Genomic DNA, 15,355 nt, shown 5'->3' with positions numbered 1-15,355 from the left:
TGCAGGGCCCCGTCACCTCTCTTAGCGGAGCGGGGTGAGGGCCTCGAGGCCGCCCATCCAGGGCTTGAGGACTTCGGGCACACGCACCGAGCCGTCCTCCTGCTGGTAGTTTTCCAGCACGGCAACGAGCGTGCGGCCCACGGCAAGGCCCGAGCCGTTGAGCGTGTGCAGGAACTCGGTCTTCTTGGAGCCTTCGGGCTTGTAGCGCGCGTTCATGCGGCGGGCCTGGAAGTCGCCGCAGTTCGAGATCGAGCTGATCTCGCGGTAGGCGCCCTGGCCGGGCAGCCAGACTTCAAGATCGAAGGTCTTCTTCGCGGTCGCGCCCATGTCGCCGCTGCACAGCAGTACCTTGCGGTAGGGGAGCTCGAGCGCCTGGAGGATGCCTTCGGCCGCGGCCACCATCTTTTCGTGCTCGGCTTCGCTCTCCTCGGGGCGGCACACGGTGACAAGCTCGACCTTCTCGAACTGGTGCTGGCGGATGAAGCCGCGCGTGTCGCGCCCCGCTGCGCCCGCTTCCGAACGGAAGCAGGGGGTGAGCGCGGTCATGCGCAAGGGGAGTTCGGCGTTGTCGACGATCTCACCCTGCACCGCGTTGGTCAGCGAAACCTCCGCGGTCGGAATCAGCCAGCGGCCATCGGTGGTCTGGAACAGGTCTTCCGAGAACTTGGGCAACTGGCCGGTGCCGTAGGCGGTCTCGTCCTTGACGAGCAGCGGCACGTTGCATTCCATGAAGCCGTTGGCCGTGGTCTGCGTGTCGAGCATGAACTGGGCGAGCGCGCGGTGGAGGCGCGCCATCTGGCCTTTCAGGAAGGTGAAACGCGCGCCCGAGATCTTCGCGCCGGTCTCGAAGTCGAGGCCGAGCGCGGGGCCGATGTCGGCGTGCTCCCTGGGCGTGAAGGCATACGTGCCCGGCGTGCCCCACTTGGCGACTTCGACGTTGTCGTTCTCGTCCGCGCCCTCGGGCACTTCGTCGACGGGGATGTTGGGAAGCGCGGCCAGCAGCTCGTTGAGCTGGGCGGTGACGGCCTTTTCCTCGGCCTCGAGCGCGGGCAGGCTCTCCTTGAGCGCGGCGACTTCGGCCTTGAGCGCCTCGGCGGTCGCGGTGTCGCCCTGGCCCATCGCCTTGCCGATGGCCTTGGAGGCCTCGTTGCGGCGGCTCTGGCCTTCCTGCGCGCGGGTGGCGAGCGCGCGGCGCTGCTCGTCGAGGGCCAGGATCTGGGCGGACTGCGGCTCCACCGAGCGACGCGCCATGCCGGCGTCGAAGGCTGCGGGATTCTCGCGGATCGAACGGATATCGTGCATGGGGCGGGCTATGCCGCCTCAGCCGTGCCGGCGCAAGCGGGAGAACGCGCCTGTCGGGGCTGGCGTCAGTCTCTGGGACAGGTGCGAATCCCCAGGAGGGTATAGAGCGGGCAGATCCGTACGAACCCGGTGACGAGCGGGATCACGCCGATCCAGCCCCACGGCGTCTTGGGTCCTACAAAAACCAGCGCGATCAGAACGATACCAAGCGCGATGCGAAGCAGGCGGTCGATCCCGCCGACATTGGCCTTGAACATGGCGTATCTCTCCCAGGGGATGATGGGAGGCAAGGATACACCAGGACGCACGAACGCTTGTTGATGTCGCGCAATCTGGAAATGTCGGGAAAATCGCCTTGGTGCGAAATCGAAACCATCCGGGTAGGATGGTGGGCGCGACAGGGATTGAACCTGTGACCCCACCCGTGTGAAGGGTGTGCTCTACCGCTGAGCTACGCGCCCGCTACCAAGTGCGGAAGGCGCCACTAGGCGATCCAAATGGGCTTGGCAAGCCCTCTTTTCATCGCTCGATTGACAGGGGCGCAAGGGGCTCTAAATCGCACCCCATGACCGAAGAGACCACTGCCGGCCCCGACGTGCCGCCCGATCACATCGCGATCAACCCGCGCAGCCCGCACTTCGATGCGGAGAAGCTGCAGCGCGGCATCGGTATCCGCTTCAAGGGTACCGTGCGCACCAACATCGAGGAATACTGCATTTCCGAGGGCTGGGTGCGCGTGCAGGCGGGCCGTTCGCTCGACCGCCACGGCAACCCGCTGACGATCAAGCTGAAAGGCCCGGTCGAAGCCTGGTACGAAGACCTCGGCGACGAGGCACCGGTGGCCAAGGCCTGATTTCCTGGATTTCGTGAGGCGCTGTCCTCGCCGGACCTCAGAAGGCTCCGGCGATGATGGTGCCGATCGGATCGGACCGGGACGACGAGGCGGCCCTGATCGTCCTTGTGTCTTCGCTCCGATTCGCCGATGCCGTCCCGGTGCGCGCAAGCTGCGTGTGCGGAGCGGCGTTGTAGATGAAGCCATCGACCGGCCAGTGCGCGGCGCCCAGCGTCTGCGAGGGGCCGTACCAGATGCGCACTTCGCTCCAGTCGCCGTTGGGCGACACGTCGAGCGCGGCCACGTCCCGCTCGACCTTGCCGGGGTAGGACCAGTTCGCGTGGGTGAGCAGCACCGTGCGCGAATCGATCACCTCGCTCACCATCGCAACATGGCCGTTGTGCGAATTGCCGTGCGGCCGGATCGCCATCACGGCCCCGACGCGCGGCGTATGGCCCCTCGCGTAGCGCCCCTTGGCCTGCGTCCACCAGGTATGGGCATCGCCCGAGAGGCGGATCCCGGAGACTTCGCGGGCGAAGGGCACGCATTCGAGCAGGCCTGAGGACGCGCGCTCGCGCACCTCGCTGATGTCGGCGCGGGCCCCGGCAGGGGCCGTGAACAGACCCCAGGCGGCGAGGCTGAAGGCCATGCAAAGCGCTGATCGGGCGGCGAATGTCCGTGCGGTGCGATGTTCCGTCATGGCTCCGGGTTTGCCCGGAGATAGTTATTCATGGACTGTCAGGTTCGGTTAACGGGCAGGTAAGAATTTGCCTTGCCTGCGCACAGTTCTTGCCAAACCGCTCCGAAGTCCCCAATCGGGTGGGAATCATGCTTCCACAAGTCATCATCATCGGCCGACCCAACGTCGGCAAGTCCACGCTGTTCAACCGGCTCGTCGGCAAGCGCCTTGCGCTTGTGGACGATCAGCCGGGCGTGACGCGCGACCGTCGCTTCGGCGATGCGCACCTCCTCGGCCTCGATTTCACCATCGTGGATACCGCCGGGTGGGAGGACGACGAGGCCGAAACGCTGCCCGGGCGCATGCGCCAGCAGACCGAGGCCGCGCTCGCCACGGCGGACGTTGCCCTCTTCGTGATGGACGCGCGCGCGGGCCTGACCCCGCTCGACGAGGAAATCGCGCAGTGGCTGCGCGCCTCGCCGGTGCCGGTCATCCTCCTTGCCAACAAGGCTGAAGGCCGTGCGGGCGAATCGGGCCTGCTCGAAGCCTATTCGCTAGGGCTGGGCGATCCGGTCGCGATCTCGGCCGAGCACGGCGAGGGCATGGGCGACCTCTTCGAGGGCCTGCTACCCCATCTCGAGCCGCTCCAGCCGCCCGAAGAGGACGAACTGGAGGAAGAGGACGAGGAAGCGCTGCTGCGTGGCCCCCTCAAGCTGGCCATCGTCGGGCGACCCAACGCGGGCAAGTCCACGCTCATCAACCGCTATCTCAAGGAAGATCGCCTGCTCACCGGCCCCGAGGCCGGGATCACGCGCGATTCGATCGCGATCGACTGGGTCTGGCACGATCCCAAGACGGACGAGGACCGCGAGGTGCGCCTGATCGATACGGCGGGCATGCGCAAGAAGGCGCAGGTCACCGAGAAGCTGGAGCGCCTGGCCGTCCAGGACGCGCGCCACGCGATCGACTTTGCCGAAGTCGTCGTGCTCGTGCTCGATGCGACGCGCGGGCTTGAGCACCAGGACCTCAAGATCGCCTCGATGGTGCTCGAGGAAGGCCGCGCGCTGATGATCGCGATCAACAAGTGGGACGTGGCCGAGGACGCCAGTTCGCTGTTCAACGGCATTCGCGATGCGCTCAACGAAGGTCTGGCGCAAGTGCGCGGCGTGCCGCTGCTGGCGATCTCGGGCCGCACCGGCAAGGGCCTCGACGAGCTCATGACGGCGGCCTTCTCGATCCGCGAGGCGTGGAGCCGGCGCGTGCCGACTTCGGCGCTCAACCGCTGGTTCGACGATGCGCTGTCGGCCAACCCGCCGCCCGCGCCCGGAGGCAAGCGCATCAAGCTGCGTTACATCACGCAGGCCAAGACCCGCCCGCCGGGCTTCGTCCTGTTCGGGACCCGTCTCGACATGCTGCCCGAAAGCTACAAGCGCTATCTCATCAACGGGATCCGGCGCGAGCTGGGCTTCGATGCGGTGCCGATCCGGCTCAACCTGCGCAGCGCGAAGAACCCTTTCGCAACCAAGAAGTAAGGGCGCAGGACCCCACACGAAAAAGCCCCCCGCAAGCCGTGCTTCCGGGGGGCTTTTTCGTGCGCAGGGCCCGCCGGTCAGCCCGGATGAGCCTCGGCTTCGCTGCGGGCGGCGTCGGCCTCCTCCTCGCTGAGCGCGGTGTCGAGCGGACGGCGCGCTTCCTCGCGCTGCTCGCGCACGATGTTCCACATCGCGATGAACAGGGCCGCGATGACAGGCCCGACGATGAAGCCGTTGAGGCCGAAGAGCTGGAGCCCCGAGAGCGTCGCGATCAGCACCACGAAGTCGGGCAGGCGCGTGTCGCGACCGACGAGGATCGGGCGCAGGACGTTGTCGATCATGCCGATGATGAACATGCCCGCCAGGATCAGCACCACGCCCTGCCAGACCGCGCCGGTGGCAAGGAGATAGATCGCGACCGGGACCCACACGAGCCCGGTGCCCACGGCCGGAAGCAGCGAGAGAAAGCCCATCAGCACGCCCCACAGGAGCGCGCCCTCGATCCCCAGCAGGGAGAAGATGATCCCGCCGACAAGCCCCTGCATGACGGCGACGACCACCGTGCCCTTCATCGTCGCGCGCACGACGACGGTGAAGTGGGCAAACAGCGAATCGCGCATCTTGGGGCGCAGTGGCATCGCGCCGCGCACGAGCTCGGTGTAGCGCTGCCCGTCGCGCAGCAGGAAGAAGGTGAGGTAGAGCATGACGCCCAGCGCAGCGAGGAAGCTGAGCGCGCCCTGGCCCAGCACCAGCGCCTGCGAGGCGACGGTCTGGAGCCCGGTGGTCACGCTCGATCCGAACATGCGGCGCAGCGTGTTGAAGTCGGTCAGGCCGTACTGGCGGATGAACTGGAGTATGCTGTCGGGCAGTGACCCCTCGATCTGCTTGAGCATGGCCGGGATCGAGATGTCGCCCGCCTTGATCTTGGCGTAGACCGCGGAGGCCTCGTTCACGAGGCTGATGCCGAGCACGATGGTGGGCAGGATGACCAGCGCCAGCAGCAGGATCAGGACCAGGGCGGCGGCCAGGTTCTTGCGCCCGCCGAGTGTGCCTGCGAGCTTGCGCGTCATCGGCTCGAACATGAGCGCGGCGACCACGCCCCACAAGACGGCGCCGAAGAAGGGCGCGACAAGATAGGCAAAGGCGAAAGTCACCAGGACGAGGAGGGCGACGTAGCCGCCGTCCTCGACTTCAAAGGCGGGCTTTTTCAACTGGGGCATCGGCTTCGTGTGCTCATCCATGAAAGTGCCGGCCTTTCCATCATGGCCGTGCGAAAGTCATAGCGAGGGTGGATTTTTTCAGGGCGACGCGCAAGACTTGGCGCATCCGAAGTATGGGGAGAAAGACCGTGGCCGCAAAGCGTTGGATGATGTTCGTGGCAAGTGCCGTGGCCGTGGGCGTCCCGTACGCGCCAGGCGCGCTGGCGCAGGAAGCTCCCGCGGCCGCCGCCGCCGCAGAGGCCGGGCCCGAGCGCGGCTTCGTGCCCGGCGACCTGTTCCGCCTCCAGGGGGTGACCGATCCGCAGATCTCGCCCGATGGCAAGCAGGTCGTCTACGTGCGCCAGGCCGCCGACATCATGACCGACCGTGCCGTGCCCTCGCTCTGGCTGGTCGACGTGGCAAGCGGCACGCAGCGTCCGCTGGTAGCGGGCAAGGGCGCGCACTTCGCGCCGCGCTGGTCGCCCGATGGCGCGCGCCTTGCCTATATCTCCAGCGATGGCGAGGGCGCGCCGCAGCTGCATGTGCTCTGGATGGAGGGGGGCGCGGATGTCGCCGTGACGGGCCTGCCCGACAGTCCGGGCAGCCTCGCCTGGTCGCCCGATGGGAGCCAGATTGCCTATGCGACGCGGGTTCCGGGGGAGGGGCTTTCACTGGGCTCGGCCCCTGCGGGCAAGCCGGAAGGGGCGCAGTGGGCCGAGCCGCTGGAAGTCATCGACAAGGTCACCTACCGCAGCGATGGCGGCGGTTACGTCAAGCCGGGCACGGCGCATGTCTTCGTGGTGCCGGCAACGGGCGGCGCGCCGCGCCAGCTGACCTTCGGAAATTTCGCGGATGAGGGCGGGCTTGCCTGGAGCGGGGATGGCACGCGCATCTTCTTTACCGGCAATCGCAAGGCCGACTGGGAGGTGAAGCCCTCCGACGGCGAGATCTACGCCGTTGATGTGGCCAGCGGCGTCGTGAGTGCGATGACCAGCCGGTTCGGTCCCGATGCGGGGCCGCTGGTTTCGCCCGATGGCCAGCGCATCGCCTACTTCGGTTTCGACGACGCGCTCCACTCCTACACCAACACCGAGCTTTACGTGATGAACGCCGATGGCAGCGCCAAGCGCTCGCTGACGGGTGCGCATGACCTCAGCATCGACGATGCGATCTGGGTGGGCAATTCGACGCTCTACGTGCTCTACGACGAGAAGGGCGTGCGCAAGGTCGGCAAGGTGGGCCTCGATGGATCGCTCAAGGTCCTGGTCGAGGGGCTGACGCAGGGCGGGCACTTCGACCGGCCCTATACGGGCGGCAGCTTCTCGGTCTCGAAGGGCGGGCGCATCGCCTATACCGCGAATGGCACCGACCGCCCGGCGGACCTGTGGGTCAGTAGCGGGGGCGGAAAGGGCGAGCGGCTGACCGATCTCAATGGTTCGTGGATCGACCACAAGGCGATGGCGCCGGTGCGCAAGCTCGCCGTGACCGCGCCCGACGGACGGCCCGTCGATGCCTGGCTGGTCACGCCGCCAGGGCTCGCGCCGGGCGAAAAGGCACCGCTGATCCTGGAAATCCACGGCGGCCCGATGTCGGCCTACAGCGGGACCTTCTCGACCGACGACCAGCTTTACGCGGCGCACGGCTATGCGGTCCTCTACACCAACCCGCGCGGCTCGACGTCCTATGGTGAGGAGTTCGCCCGGCTGATCGACCGCAACTACCCGGGCCCCGACTACGAGGACCTGATGGCCGCCGTCGACGCGGCGATTGCCGACGGCGTGGCCGATCCCGACAACCTGTTCGTCACCGGCGGCTCGGGTGGGGGCGTGCTGACCGCCTGGATCGTGGGCAAGACCGACCGCTTCAAGGCCGCCGCTTCGCAGAAGCCGGTGATCGACTGGGGCAGCTTCACGCTGACCTCCGACGGCGCGCCGGTCTACCACGACCACTGGTTCGACAAGCCGGTCTGGGAAGAGCCGATGGTCTACTGGAAGCGCTCGCCGCTCAGTCTGGTCGGCAATGTGAGGACGCCCACGCTCGTGGTGGTGGGCGCGGAGGACTACCGCACGCCGGTCAGCGAATCGGAGCAGTACTACACCGCGCTCAAGATCCGGGGCGTGCCGACCGCGCTGGTGAAGGTGCCCGGCGCGAGCCATGGCGGGATCGCGGCGCGGCCTTCACAGTCGGCGGCAAAGGCCTCAGCCATTCTCGACTGGTTTGACCGCTACCGCACTGATACGCGCAGCGCGCAGATGCCTACGCCGGGCGCTGAATAGCGGCGAGTTCGGCACCCAGGGTGCGGACGAGATCGGCCGCGCCCATCGGGCGCACGCGCGGCGCGCCGGTCCCGGCCCACTGCGCGCCGTAGCCGGTCTCTCCGGCGGCTTTCGCGGCCGCGTTGAGCGCTTTTCCGGCGTCGTAGGCGCGCGGATAGGCGGGCACGTCGGGCAGGCCGGGAATTTGCGCCAGAGCGGTGAAGTCATTGGCCAGGCAGCGTGCGGGCCGCCCCGAGATAAGGCGCGTCATCACCGTCTCGTAGGCCGCATCGGAGGCAAGGCGCGCGCGGTAGGCGGCGTCGCTCGCGCTTTCGGGGCAGGCGAGGAAGGCGGTGCCCATCTGGACGGCGGTGGCTCCGGCTTCGAGCGCGTCGGCGATGCCGCGCCCATCCATGATGCCGCCCGCCGCGATAACGGGCAGTTCGCCCCAGGCGACAAGATCGGCAAGGAGCTGCGCGGTGGGGAGCTGCGCGTCCTGCGCCTCGGGATCGAATACGCCGCGATGGCCGCCCGCTTCCCACCCTTGCGCGATCACCATGTCGATCCCGGCCCGGCGCGCCGCTTCGGCCTCGGCGCGCGAGGTCACGCTGGCCAGCAGCCGCGAGCCTGCGGCCTTCAGCGCGGCGATGGCGGGGGCTTCGGGCAGGCCGAAGTGGAAGCTGACGACGCGCGGGGCGGCGGCCAGAACCACGCCGAGCATGGCCGCGTTGCCGGTGAAGCTGTCGTAGATGGTGGAGAGCTCTGCGGGCGGCGCTGCCCCGAAGGCGGCAAAGCGCGGGCGCAAGGCGTCAAGCCAGGCAGCCTCGCGGGCAAGGTCGACGGCGGCAGGCGCGTGGGCAAAGAGGTTGACGTTGAAGGGCCGGTCGGTGCGGCTGGCAAGGTCCGCGAGCGCCGCGGCGGCTCCGGCCGGATCGAGGTGGCCGATGGCAAGCGAGCCGAGCGCACCGGCGCGGCAGACTTGCGCGGCAAGGGCGGGCGTCGAGGTGCCCGCCATCGGGGCCTGGATCAGCGGAAGGGCAAGATCCAGGCCTTTGCAGAAGTCCGTCATCGCGCGCGGTGCGTCCGGTTCGTGTCGGCTCAGGCCTGGGCGGCCTCGCTCTGGAGCTGGCAGTAGTTCTGCAGGCCCATGCGCGCGATCATGTCGAACTGCTTTTCCAGGTAGTCGACGTGCTCTTCCTCGCTCTCGAGGATGCGCTCGAAGATTTCGCGGCTGACGTAGTCGCGCACCGCTTCGCAGTGGGCGATGGCTTCCTTGAGGAGCGGGATCGCGTCATGCTCGAGCGCGAGGTCGCACTTGAGGATGTCTTCCACGTCCTCGCCCACGCGCAGCTTGCCGAGTGCCTGGAAGTTGGGGAGGCCATCGAGGAAGAGGATGCGGTCCGCCAGGATGTCGGCGTGCTTCATCTCGTCGATGGATTCGTGGCGCTCGTACTCGGCGAGCTTCTTGATCCCCCAGTTGTCGAGCATGCGGTAGTGCAGCCAGTACTGGTTGATCGCGGTAAGTTCGTTGAACAAGGCCTTGTTCAGGTAGTCGATGACCTGTGCGTCGCCCTTCATGGCGCATCTCCTGCTGGGAATTTGCGCGCGAGTATGATCGCCCAGACGCACATGGGCAAGGCAAGGCAATCGATTTTTACCCGCCTGTCCCGAGACGCGGGCAGGCTTTTTCCCATCCTCTCAGCAGAATGGGAGAGACTTCAGGCCGCCGCGGGGTAGCTGGCGGCTTCCACTTCCTCGGCGATGATCTCTTCGGCCTCGTCGAGGCATTGTCCGCATTGGGGCTTGCGGCCCATGGCGGCGTAGACGGCTTCGGCATCGCCGTTCATACGCCGGGCGGCGCAGCGCAGGTCCTTCTCGCGGATGGCATTACAGATACATACGTACATGAGCGAATCCTCGTTGAGGTCCACTATACGCATGTGAGAATGGATCGCAATAGTATTGCTAACGATTCTTAGAAGCCGTTATGGAGCCAGCGTTTTTCGACCAGCGAACGCCACAGCCACTCCAGCGGACCGCGCCGGAATCGCCTGAGAAACGGCGCGCTCAGCCCCAACATGAGCGCCCAGCCCAGAAGCACGAAGGGCACTTGCGCGGCGGGCCCGAAACGGGCGAACAGGCCCAGCCCCCAGCCGTAGAAGATGGCGGTCATGACCAGGCTGGTGGCGATGTAGTTGCTGAAGGCCATGCGCCCTGTCGCGATCAGGCGTTGCCCCAGGCGGGTGGGAGCAAGGCGGGGCGTGGCATGGATTAGCAACGATGCGTAGCCCATCGCGGTGAGGAGGTGGGGGAACGCGAGGCCCCAGGACAGGGCCGCCTCCATCGCGACCGGCGGGAAGTCATGGACAAGGGCCCAGGCTGTGAACGTCGCGCTGAAGGCAAGGCCGCTCATGCCGCAGGCAAGTCCTGCGTAGAGCCGCAGTTTTACCGCCTTTGCCGGATCGAAGAAGCCGCTGCGCACCAGCACCATGCCCAGCAGCATGAGCGGAAGCGTCTCGGAAAAGATGTTCCAGGTCATGCTCACCTGCCAGAACGGGCGCTCGCGCAGTTTGGTGAGGGCAAGCTCGAGGTAGGGGTAACGCGCCTCGGTGAGATCCTCGGTGATCCCGGCGCGCACCGCTTCGAACCAGGCGGCGACGCTTTTGGCCTGCGCCGCGCTGGCGTGGCCCTCGCGAAGGGCCGTCTCGGCCCGCACGATCGGGGCCAGTTCGAACAGGCCCCATAAGTGCCATCCATAGAAGAGCGCGAGCGCCACGATCACCAGGGGGCGCGTGGGCAGGGGGCGCAGCATCAGCGCGGCGAGGCCGCACAGCGCATAGACAAAGAGGATATCGCCCCACCACAAGAGGACATAGTGGAGGAAACCGAAGCCCAGCAGCCAGGCGAGGCGTCGCACCTGCAGGACATCGCCATCCGCCCCGCGCCGCTCGGCGCTCTGCCAGAACAGCATCACGCCTGCACCAAAGAGCAGCGAGAATAGCGCGCGCATCTTGCCCTCGAACAGCACGAGCGAGACCGCGAAGGCGGCGTTGTCCCAGGGCGAGGTGATCAGGGTATGCGCGCGGGTCAGGGCCGGGCTGATCGTGCCCGCAAGCGGGCCTGCAAACCCGGCAATGTTGATGGCAAGGATGCCCAGAACCGCGACGCCGCGCAGCAGGTCGAGCGAGAGGAGCCGCGCTCCGGCGGCGACCTCCTCGGGTGAGGAGGCGCTGGGGCGGGCGGTGTCCGCGATGGGGTCAGTTCCGGGTCACGAGGCAGTCGTAGCCGCCCGCCTTGAGCTTGGCGCAGGCCGAACTCGCCGCGCTGCGCGAGGGATAGCCACTGGCGAAGAGCACGGTCAGGCGTCCGGCCGGCTCGGTGCGCCGGACGGCACCCTGGACCTCGGGGCGGGTGCGCACCTTGTTCCACAGCTTCTGGGCATTGCCCTCCACCCCGAAAGCGCCGAGTTGCAGTTCCCATGGCCCCGTCATGCGCGGTGTGGCCGGTTTCGCGGCAGGCGGCGTGGTTTCGCTGGTCGGTCGGCGCGCCGCCGGGGACGCCTTGGCCTTGGCTGTAGGTACGGAACTGCCTGATCCGAACGCGACGCTGGGGGCTGGCCATGCGTTGGCCGCAGGGGCTGGGGGCGTGTTTCCGGCGCTTGGGCGCGCGTAGTCGGCGCCCGCCTCGGCGGCGCTTGCACCGCGGGCACGTGTCGCGGCTTGTACGAGAGGATCGGGCTCGCGGGAGGCAGTTCTCGCTCCGGGAGCGGAGTCCTGTGAAGGGCCTGCAAGTTCGTTCGTCGTGGCCTGGCGTGTGCGCTCGGCCCGGCTCTCCTGCGCGAGTTGGCCTGCGCGCGCGATGCCTTCCTGGCGCTGGTCGAGCGGGATGTAGCCGTCCATCTGCGCCAGGGCCTTGGTGGCCTGGGGCAGGCCGTCCTGCCGCGCCAGTGTCAGCAGGGCATAGGCTTCGACCCAGTCCTTGGGCACGAAGTCGCCGTTGAAGTGGGCGATGCCAAGGACGTACTGCGCGCGCGGATCGCCGCGACGGGCGGAAGCCTTGATGTAGGGCAGGGCCGTCTCGCGTTCGCCTTCCTGGAAGAGGAGCAGGCCATAGGTGTCGGCGGCCTGGACGTGGCCGAGCGCGGCGGCACGCCCGTAGAGGCTGCGCGCCTGGTCAAGGTCCTCGGGGACGCCGCGTCCCAGCTTGTAGGCCTGGGCAAGGTTGAACAGGGCGTCGGGATCGTCCTTCGCGGCAAGCGGTTGCCACAGGGCGACGGCCTCGGCGTAGTTTCCGGCCGACCAGGCATCGACGCCCGCCTTGACGTCTGCGCGCGCCGCAGCGCCTGTGTCCTGCGCCGCGTGTGCGGGCGGGCTCGCGGCGAGCAGCGCCAGTGCGGCGAATCCCCCCGTGAGCGCGCGACGAAGCGGCAGGTGTGGGCGGCGGCAGTGGATCAAGGCAGGTCCCTTCGCGAATCTCATGGCGCAAGCATAGGAGGGCGCGCGACTTTTGTCCTCGCCTGCGGAGTCGCAGGTGCTTGCCCGCAATCTGCATGGGTCCGGTAAAGGCCGGGTTAGGGAAAAAGTCCCCTGCAAAAGCCGCGAAAACACCCGGCTGCACGGATCGAGTGTGCAAAATTTACGCTGATTAACGGTAAATTAGGAACGGTCTGCGATTCCAGTTCCCGACATTCTTCAGACCCCGCTTTGGGGTTTTCGTGGGGGACCGACTTTGCGAGTACTGGCACTGGCTTCACAGAAGGGCGGATCGGGCAAGACGACTCTGTCCGGCCACTTGGCGGTTCAAGCGCAGCGCGCCGGGGCAGGCCCGGTCGTTCTGATCGACATCGACCCGCAGGGTTCGCTGGCCGACTGGTGGAACGAGCGTGAGGCCGAACTGCCCGCCTTCGCGCAGACCACCGTCGCGCGCCTTGCCAATGACCTTCAGGTGCTTCGCCAGCAGGGCTTCAAGCTCGCGGTGATCGACACCCCGCCGGCCATTACCATGGCGATCCAGAGCGTCATCTCGGTGGCCGAACTGATCGTCGTCCCGACCCGCCCGAGCCCGCACGATCTGCGCGCCGTGGGTGCAACAGTGGATCTGTGCGAACGCGCGGGCAAGCCGCTGATGTTCGTGGTCAACGCGGCAACCCCCAAGGCGCGCATCACCGCCGAAGCCGCAGTCGCGCTCTCGCAGCACGGCACGGTGGCCCCGGTCACGCTGCACCAGCGCACCGACTTTGCGGCCTCGATGATCGACGGGCGCACGGTGATGGAAGTGGATCCCAACGGACGCTCCTCGCAGGAAGTGGGCGCGCTGTGGAACTACATCGCCGACCGCCTGGAAAAGAACTTCCGCCGCACCGTCTTTGCCGCGCCCGGCCAGAGCGCTCCGGCGCAGGGCATGGCCCGTCCGGTCGGTGGCTTCGGTCGCCGCGTCGCGGGCTCGTAAGAGCCCTCGCACCCGCGACCCATCGACGAGGAGCTGCCGGATGTCCCGAGTGAACCTTTCCCCGCGCCAGGCTGGCCTTGCCGTCTGTTCCGCGCTTGCCGCGTCCTTGCTGGGCGGTTTCGTCAGCCATGCCGCGCTTGCGCGCAGCGAGGCGGAGAGCGTGTCGAGCGAGGCGTACGCCGCAGAGGTTTCCAAGGACATCCTCAAGGCCGAGAAGCGGGTCGAGCGCGCGTTCGAATCGGCCTCGCGCCGCAGCGAGCTTGCGCACACCTATCTGGCTGCGGGCCGCTTCCAGTCGGCCGAAACGACCTTCCGCGACGCGCTTGCGCTGGGCGATGAAAACCCGCGCACCGCGCTTGGCCTCGTCCTCTCCAGCATCGGTGCGGGGCACAATGCCGACGCGCTGCGTGTCCTCGCGCAGTGGCGCGACCGCATCCCGGCCAGCGATCTTGGTCTGGCCGTTTCGCTGGCAGGGCGTCCGAGCCAGGGCGTCGCCATCCTCACCGATGTCGTGCGCGGCGGGGAGAACACCCCCAAGTCGCGCCAGAACCTTGCCTATTCCTATGCCCTGAGCGGTCAGTGGGCTCAGGCGCGGATCATTGCCTCGCAGGACGTTCCGGGCGACCAGCTTGATGCGCGTCTGGGCGAATGGGCCCGCAGCGCGCGCGATGCCGACAGCGGCCTGCGGATCGCAAGTCTCCTCGGAACGCCGCTCGATGTGCGCGATCCCGGCCAGCCCGTGGCGCTTGCGCTCAACGGCCGTTCCGACGGCGCGGCGTTCGCCAAGGCCGACGCGGTGCCGCAGTCGCTGGCAATGACCGACACGCCGGTCCAGGCACAGGCCGAGCTTCCCGCTCTCGCAGCCGCTGCGCCGATGGCTTCGCCCCCGCGCACGCCGGCCAAGGCTGACATTGAATCCATTCCGGCGCCCAAGCCCGAGGCCGTCCTTGCCGTCGCGCCCGAGACCGCCGGATCGGTCCGTTTCGTGTCGACGCCTGTCGTCCAGCGCCTTCCCGAAGTGCGCATGGGCCGTTCGGCTCTGGCGGCGAAGGCTCCGGCCAAGGCCGCTGCTCCGGTCCGCACCGCGTCGGCGGACACGGCCAGCACCGACGACACGCACCTTGTCCAGCTTGGCTCGTTCCGCACGATGGAAGGTGCCGAGCGCGCTTGGGGCATCTTCGTGGCGCGCGATCCGCGTCTCAAGAACCACACCATGCGCATCACCGAGGCCGAAGTCGCCGGACGCCGCTATTTCCGCGTTGCCGCGGAAGGTTTCGATGGACGTGCCGCGAAGTCGATGTGCGCGGCGGTGAAGAACCGCGGCGGGGGCTGCTTCGCCTACGCCGAGACGCGCCCGCTGCCCGGCGCGCTCCTTGCTCGCAATTCAAGCGGTCCGCGCTACGCGCGCTGATCCGTTTCAACCAGTTCCATGTGAACCTGAAGGCCATCGTCCCCCCGGGGACGGTGGCCTCTTTTGTGTGCCGGGCACGGCGTTGATGCAGGAGGTGTAAGTCCTTTGCAGGCCTGCTGGTGGGAACTGCTAGCTGAAGGCAACTGCGTCGCCGCGAGGCGGGGTGGGGAGGAAGCCGGAGGCAAAGCTCGGAGCTGACGAACAGGAATCGGATAGAAGGCCGGTGCGGCGGGATAACCCAGCAATGGATGGGGATGTCCGATAGCCAGACAGACGCGCGCATTGGTAAATCCGGCAGCGACCGAGTGAAGGATCAACGTCTTACCCCGGGAGATCTCCTGGCCTCTCCGGACGATCCGGAGAACAGCGGCAGTGATGTTGCTGGATGGGCCCGGAGAAGTCAGCAGCGGTCATAGTAGCGGGCGCAAGCCGGCGAAGGACCAAATTCGGTACCCAAGGAGCAAGACTGGGCACATTCGATGGGTGTGGAGCGGCAGCAAGGTAGCGGGAAGCAGCAGGACTTCTTCGATGAAGCCCTGAAGGCATCGCTTGGCCACGACGTCACCGGCAAAGGCGGAACTGGCGCTGGGACGATCGAGGAGCGGCAATCACCCACGGCATGGGCCGAGCCCCTCGCCTTGACGCGTTACGTGATGGAGGAGGTGGCCAGCTCGGCCAACCTGAACCAAGCCTACAA

14 protein-coding genes and 1 tRNA gene are annotated in these 15,355 nt (G+C 67.5%); 5 read left to right on the top strand and 10 right to left on the bottom strand.

Translation table 11 applies throughout. The features are described 5' to 3' along the window. Window positions 1-21 precede the first annotated feature (21 nt). The 3 genes from serS to HT578_RS06855 form a co-directional block, all read right to left on the bottom strand. Window positions 22-1,302: a serine--tRNA ligase gene (gene serS / locus HT578_RS06865; RefSeq protein WP_213502974.1), complete on the bottom strand. Its 1,281-nt coding sequence runs from the start codon at window positions 1,300-1,302 to the stop codon at window positions 22-24. Window positions 1,303-1,367: 65 nt separating this feature from the next. Then, entirely contained in the window at window positions 1,368-1,559 is a 192-nt protein-coding gene (locus HT578_RS06860; protein ID WP_039391330.1) for a YgaP family membrane protein, read from the bottom strand. Window positions 1,560-1,688: 129 nt separating this feature from the next. Further along, window positions 1,689-1,763 (bottom strand) — tRNA-Val (locus HT578_RS06855). Between the two features lie 104 nt (window positions 1,764-1,867). On the opposite strand from HT578_RS06855, the gene HT578_RS06850 reads away from it, so the two are divergent. Then, window positions 1,868-2,155, top strand: a complete 288-nt coding sequence (locus tag HT578_RS06850; protein ID WP_213502972.1) for a DUF3297 family protein — start codon at window positions 1,868-1,870, stop codon at window positions 2,153-2,155. A gap of 37 nt (window positions 2,156-2,192) precedes the next feature. Here HT578_RS06850 and HT578_RS06845 read toward each other — a convergent pair whose 3' ends face one another. Then, the gene (locus HT578_RS06845; protein WP_239026537.1) at window positions 2,193-2,834 is read right to left on the bottom strand and encodes a CHAP domain-containing protein; all 642 of its coding nucleotides are present in this window, start codon (window positions 2,832-2,834) and stop codon (window positions 2,193-2,195) included. A gap of 128 nt (window positions 2,835-2,962) precedes the next feature. Between HT578_RS06845 and der the strand changes: the two genes are divergently transcribed. Further along, the gene (gene der / locus HT578_RS06840) at window positions 2,963-4,345 is read left to right on the top strand and encodes a ribosome biogenesis GTPase Der (RefSeq protein WP_039391334.1); all 1,383 of its coding nucleotides are present in this window, start codon (window positions 2,963-2,965) and stop codon (window positions 4,343-4,345) included. Window positions 4,346-4,422: 77 nt separating this feature from the next. Here the strand turns inward: der and HT578_RS06835 are convergent, their stop codons facing one another. Then, window positions 4,423-5,586: an AI-2E family transporter gene (locus tag HT578_RS06835; RefSeq protein ID WP_239026536.1), complete on the bottom strand. Its 1,164-nt coding sequence runs from the start codon at window positions 5,584-5,586 to the stop codon at window positions 4,423-4,425. Between the two features lie 125 nt (window positions 5,587-5,711). Between HT578_RS06835 and HT578_RS06830 the strand changes: the two genes are divergently transcribed. After that, on the top strand, window positions 5,712-7,820 hold the full coding sequence (locus HT578_RS06830) for a S9 family peptidase (RefSeq protein WP_213504153.1): 2,109 nt from the start codon (window positions 5,712-5,714) through the stop codon (window positions 7,818-7,820). On the opposite strand, the gene HT578_RS06825 is transcribed toward HT578_RS06830, so the two are convergent. The 5 genes from HT578_RS06825 to HT578_RS06805 all read right to left on the bottom strand — a co-directional run bounded on the left by HT578_RS06825 (window position 7,801) and on the right by HT578_RS06805 (window position 12,253). Then, window positions 7,801-8,868: an NAD(P)H-dependent flavin oxidoreductase gene (locus HT578_RS06825; protein ID WP_213502970.1), complete on the bottom strand. Its 1,068-nt coding sequence runs from the start codon at window positions 8,866-8,868 to the stop codon at window positions 7,801-7,803. The two genes, HT578_RS06830 and HT578_RS06825, sit on opposite strands and share 20 nt — an antisense overlap. Before the next feature lie 29 nt (window positions 8,869-8,897). Next, window positions 8,898-9,377: a bacterioferritin gene (gene bfr, locus HT578_RS06820; protein WP_039391340.1), complete on the bottom strand. Its 480-nt coding sequence runs from the start codon at window positions 9,375-9,377 to the stop codon at window positions 8,898-8,900. A 140-nt stretch (window positions 9,378-9,517) separates the two neighbouring features. Next, window positions 9,518-9,706, bottom strand: coding sequence for a (2Fe-2S)-binding protein (locus tag HT578_RS06815; RefSeq protein WP_039392418.1), 189 nt, complete (start codon window positions 9,704-9,706; stop codon window positions 9,518-9,520). A gap of 68 nt (window positions 9,707-9,774) precedes the next feature. Next, the gene (locus HT578_RS06810; RefSeq protein WP_239026535.1) at window positions 9,775-10,809 is read right to left on the bottom strand and encodes a DUF418 domain-containing protein; all 1,035 of its coding nucleotides are present in this window, start codon (window positions 10,807-10,809) and stop codon (window positions 9,775-9,777) included. Window positions 10,810-11,056: 247 nt separating this feature from the next. Then, a complete protein-coding gene (locus tag HT578_RS06805; protein WP_239026534.1) occupies window positions 11,057-12,253 on the bottom strand; it encodes an SPOR domain-containing protein in 1,197 nt (398 codons plus the stop codon). Window positions 12,254-12,527: 274 nt separating this feature from the next. Here HT578_RS06805 and HT578_RS06800 point away from each other — a divergent pair, with 274 nt between their 5' ends. Then, window positions 12,528-13,247, top strand: a complete 720-nt coding sequence (locus HT578_RS06800; RefSeq protein ID WP_039391344.1) for a ParA family protein — start codon at window positions 12,528-12,530, stop codon at window positions 13,245-13,247. A gap of 40 nt (window positions 13,248-13,287) precedes the next feature. Beyond that, window positions 13,288-14,658, top strand: coding sequence for a tetratricopeptide repeat protein (locus tag HT578_RS06795; RefSeq protein WP_213502966.1), 1,371 nt, complete (start codon window positions 13,288-13,290; stop codon window positions 14,656-14,658). Window positions 14,659-15,355: the final 697 nt, after the last annotated feature.

Origin of the sequence: Novosphingobium decolorationis (assembly GCF_018417475.1) — a bacterium.
GTDB lineage: Bacteria > Pseudomonadota > Alphaproteobacteria > Sphingomonadales > Sphingomonadaceae > Novosphingobium > Novosphingobium decolorationis.
Note: the sequence above shows the minus strand (reverse complement) of the source record. Positions and strands in the feature narration are given on the sequence as shown.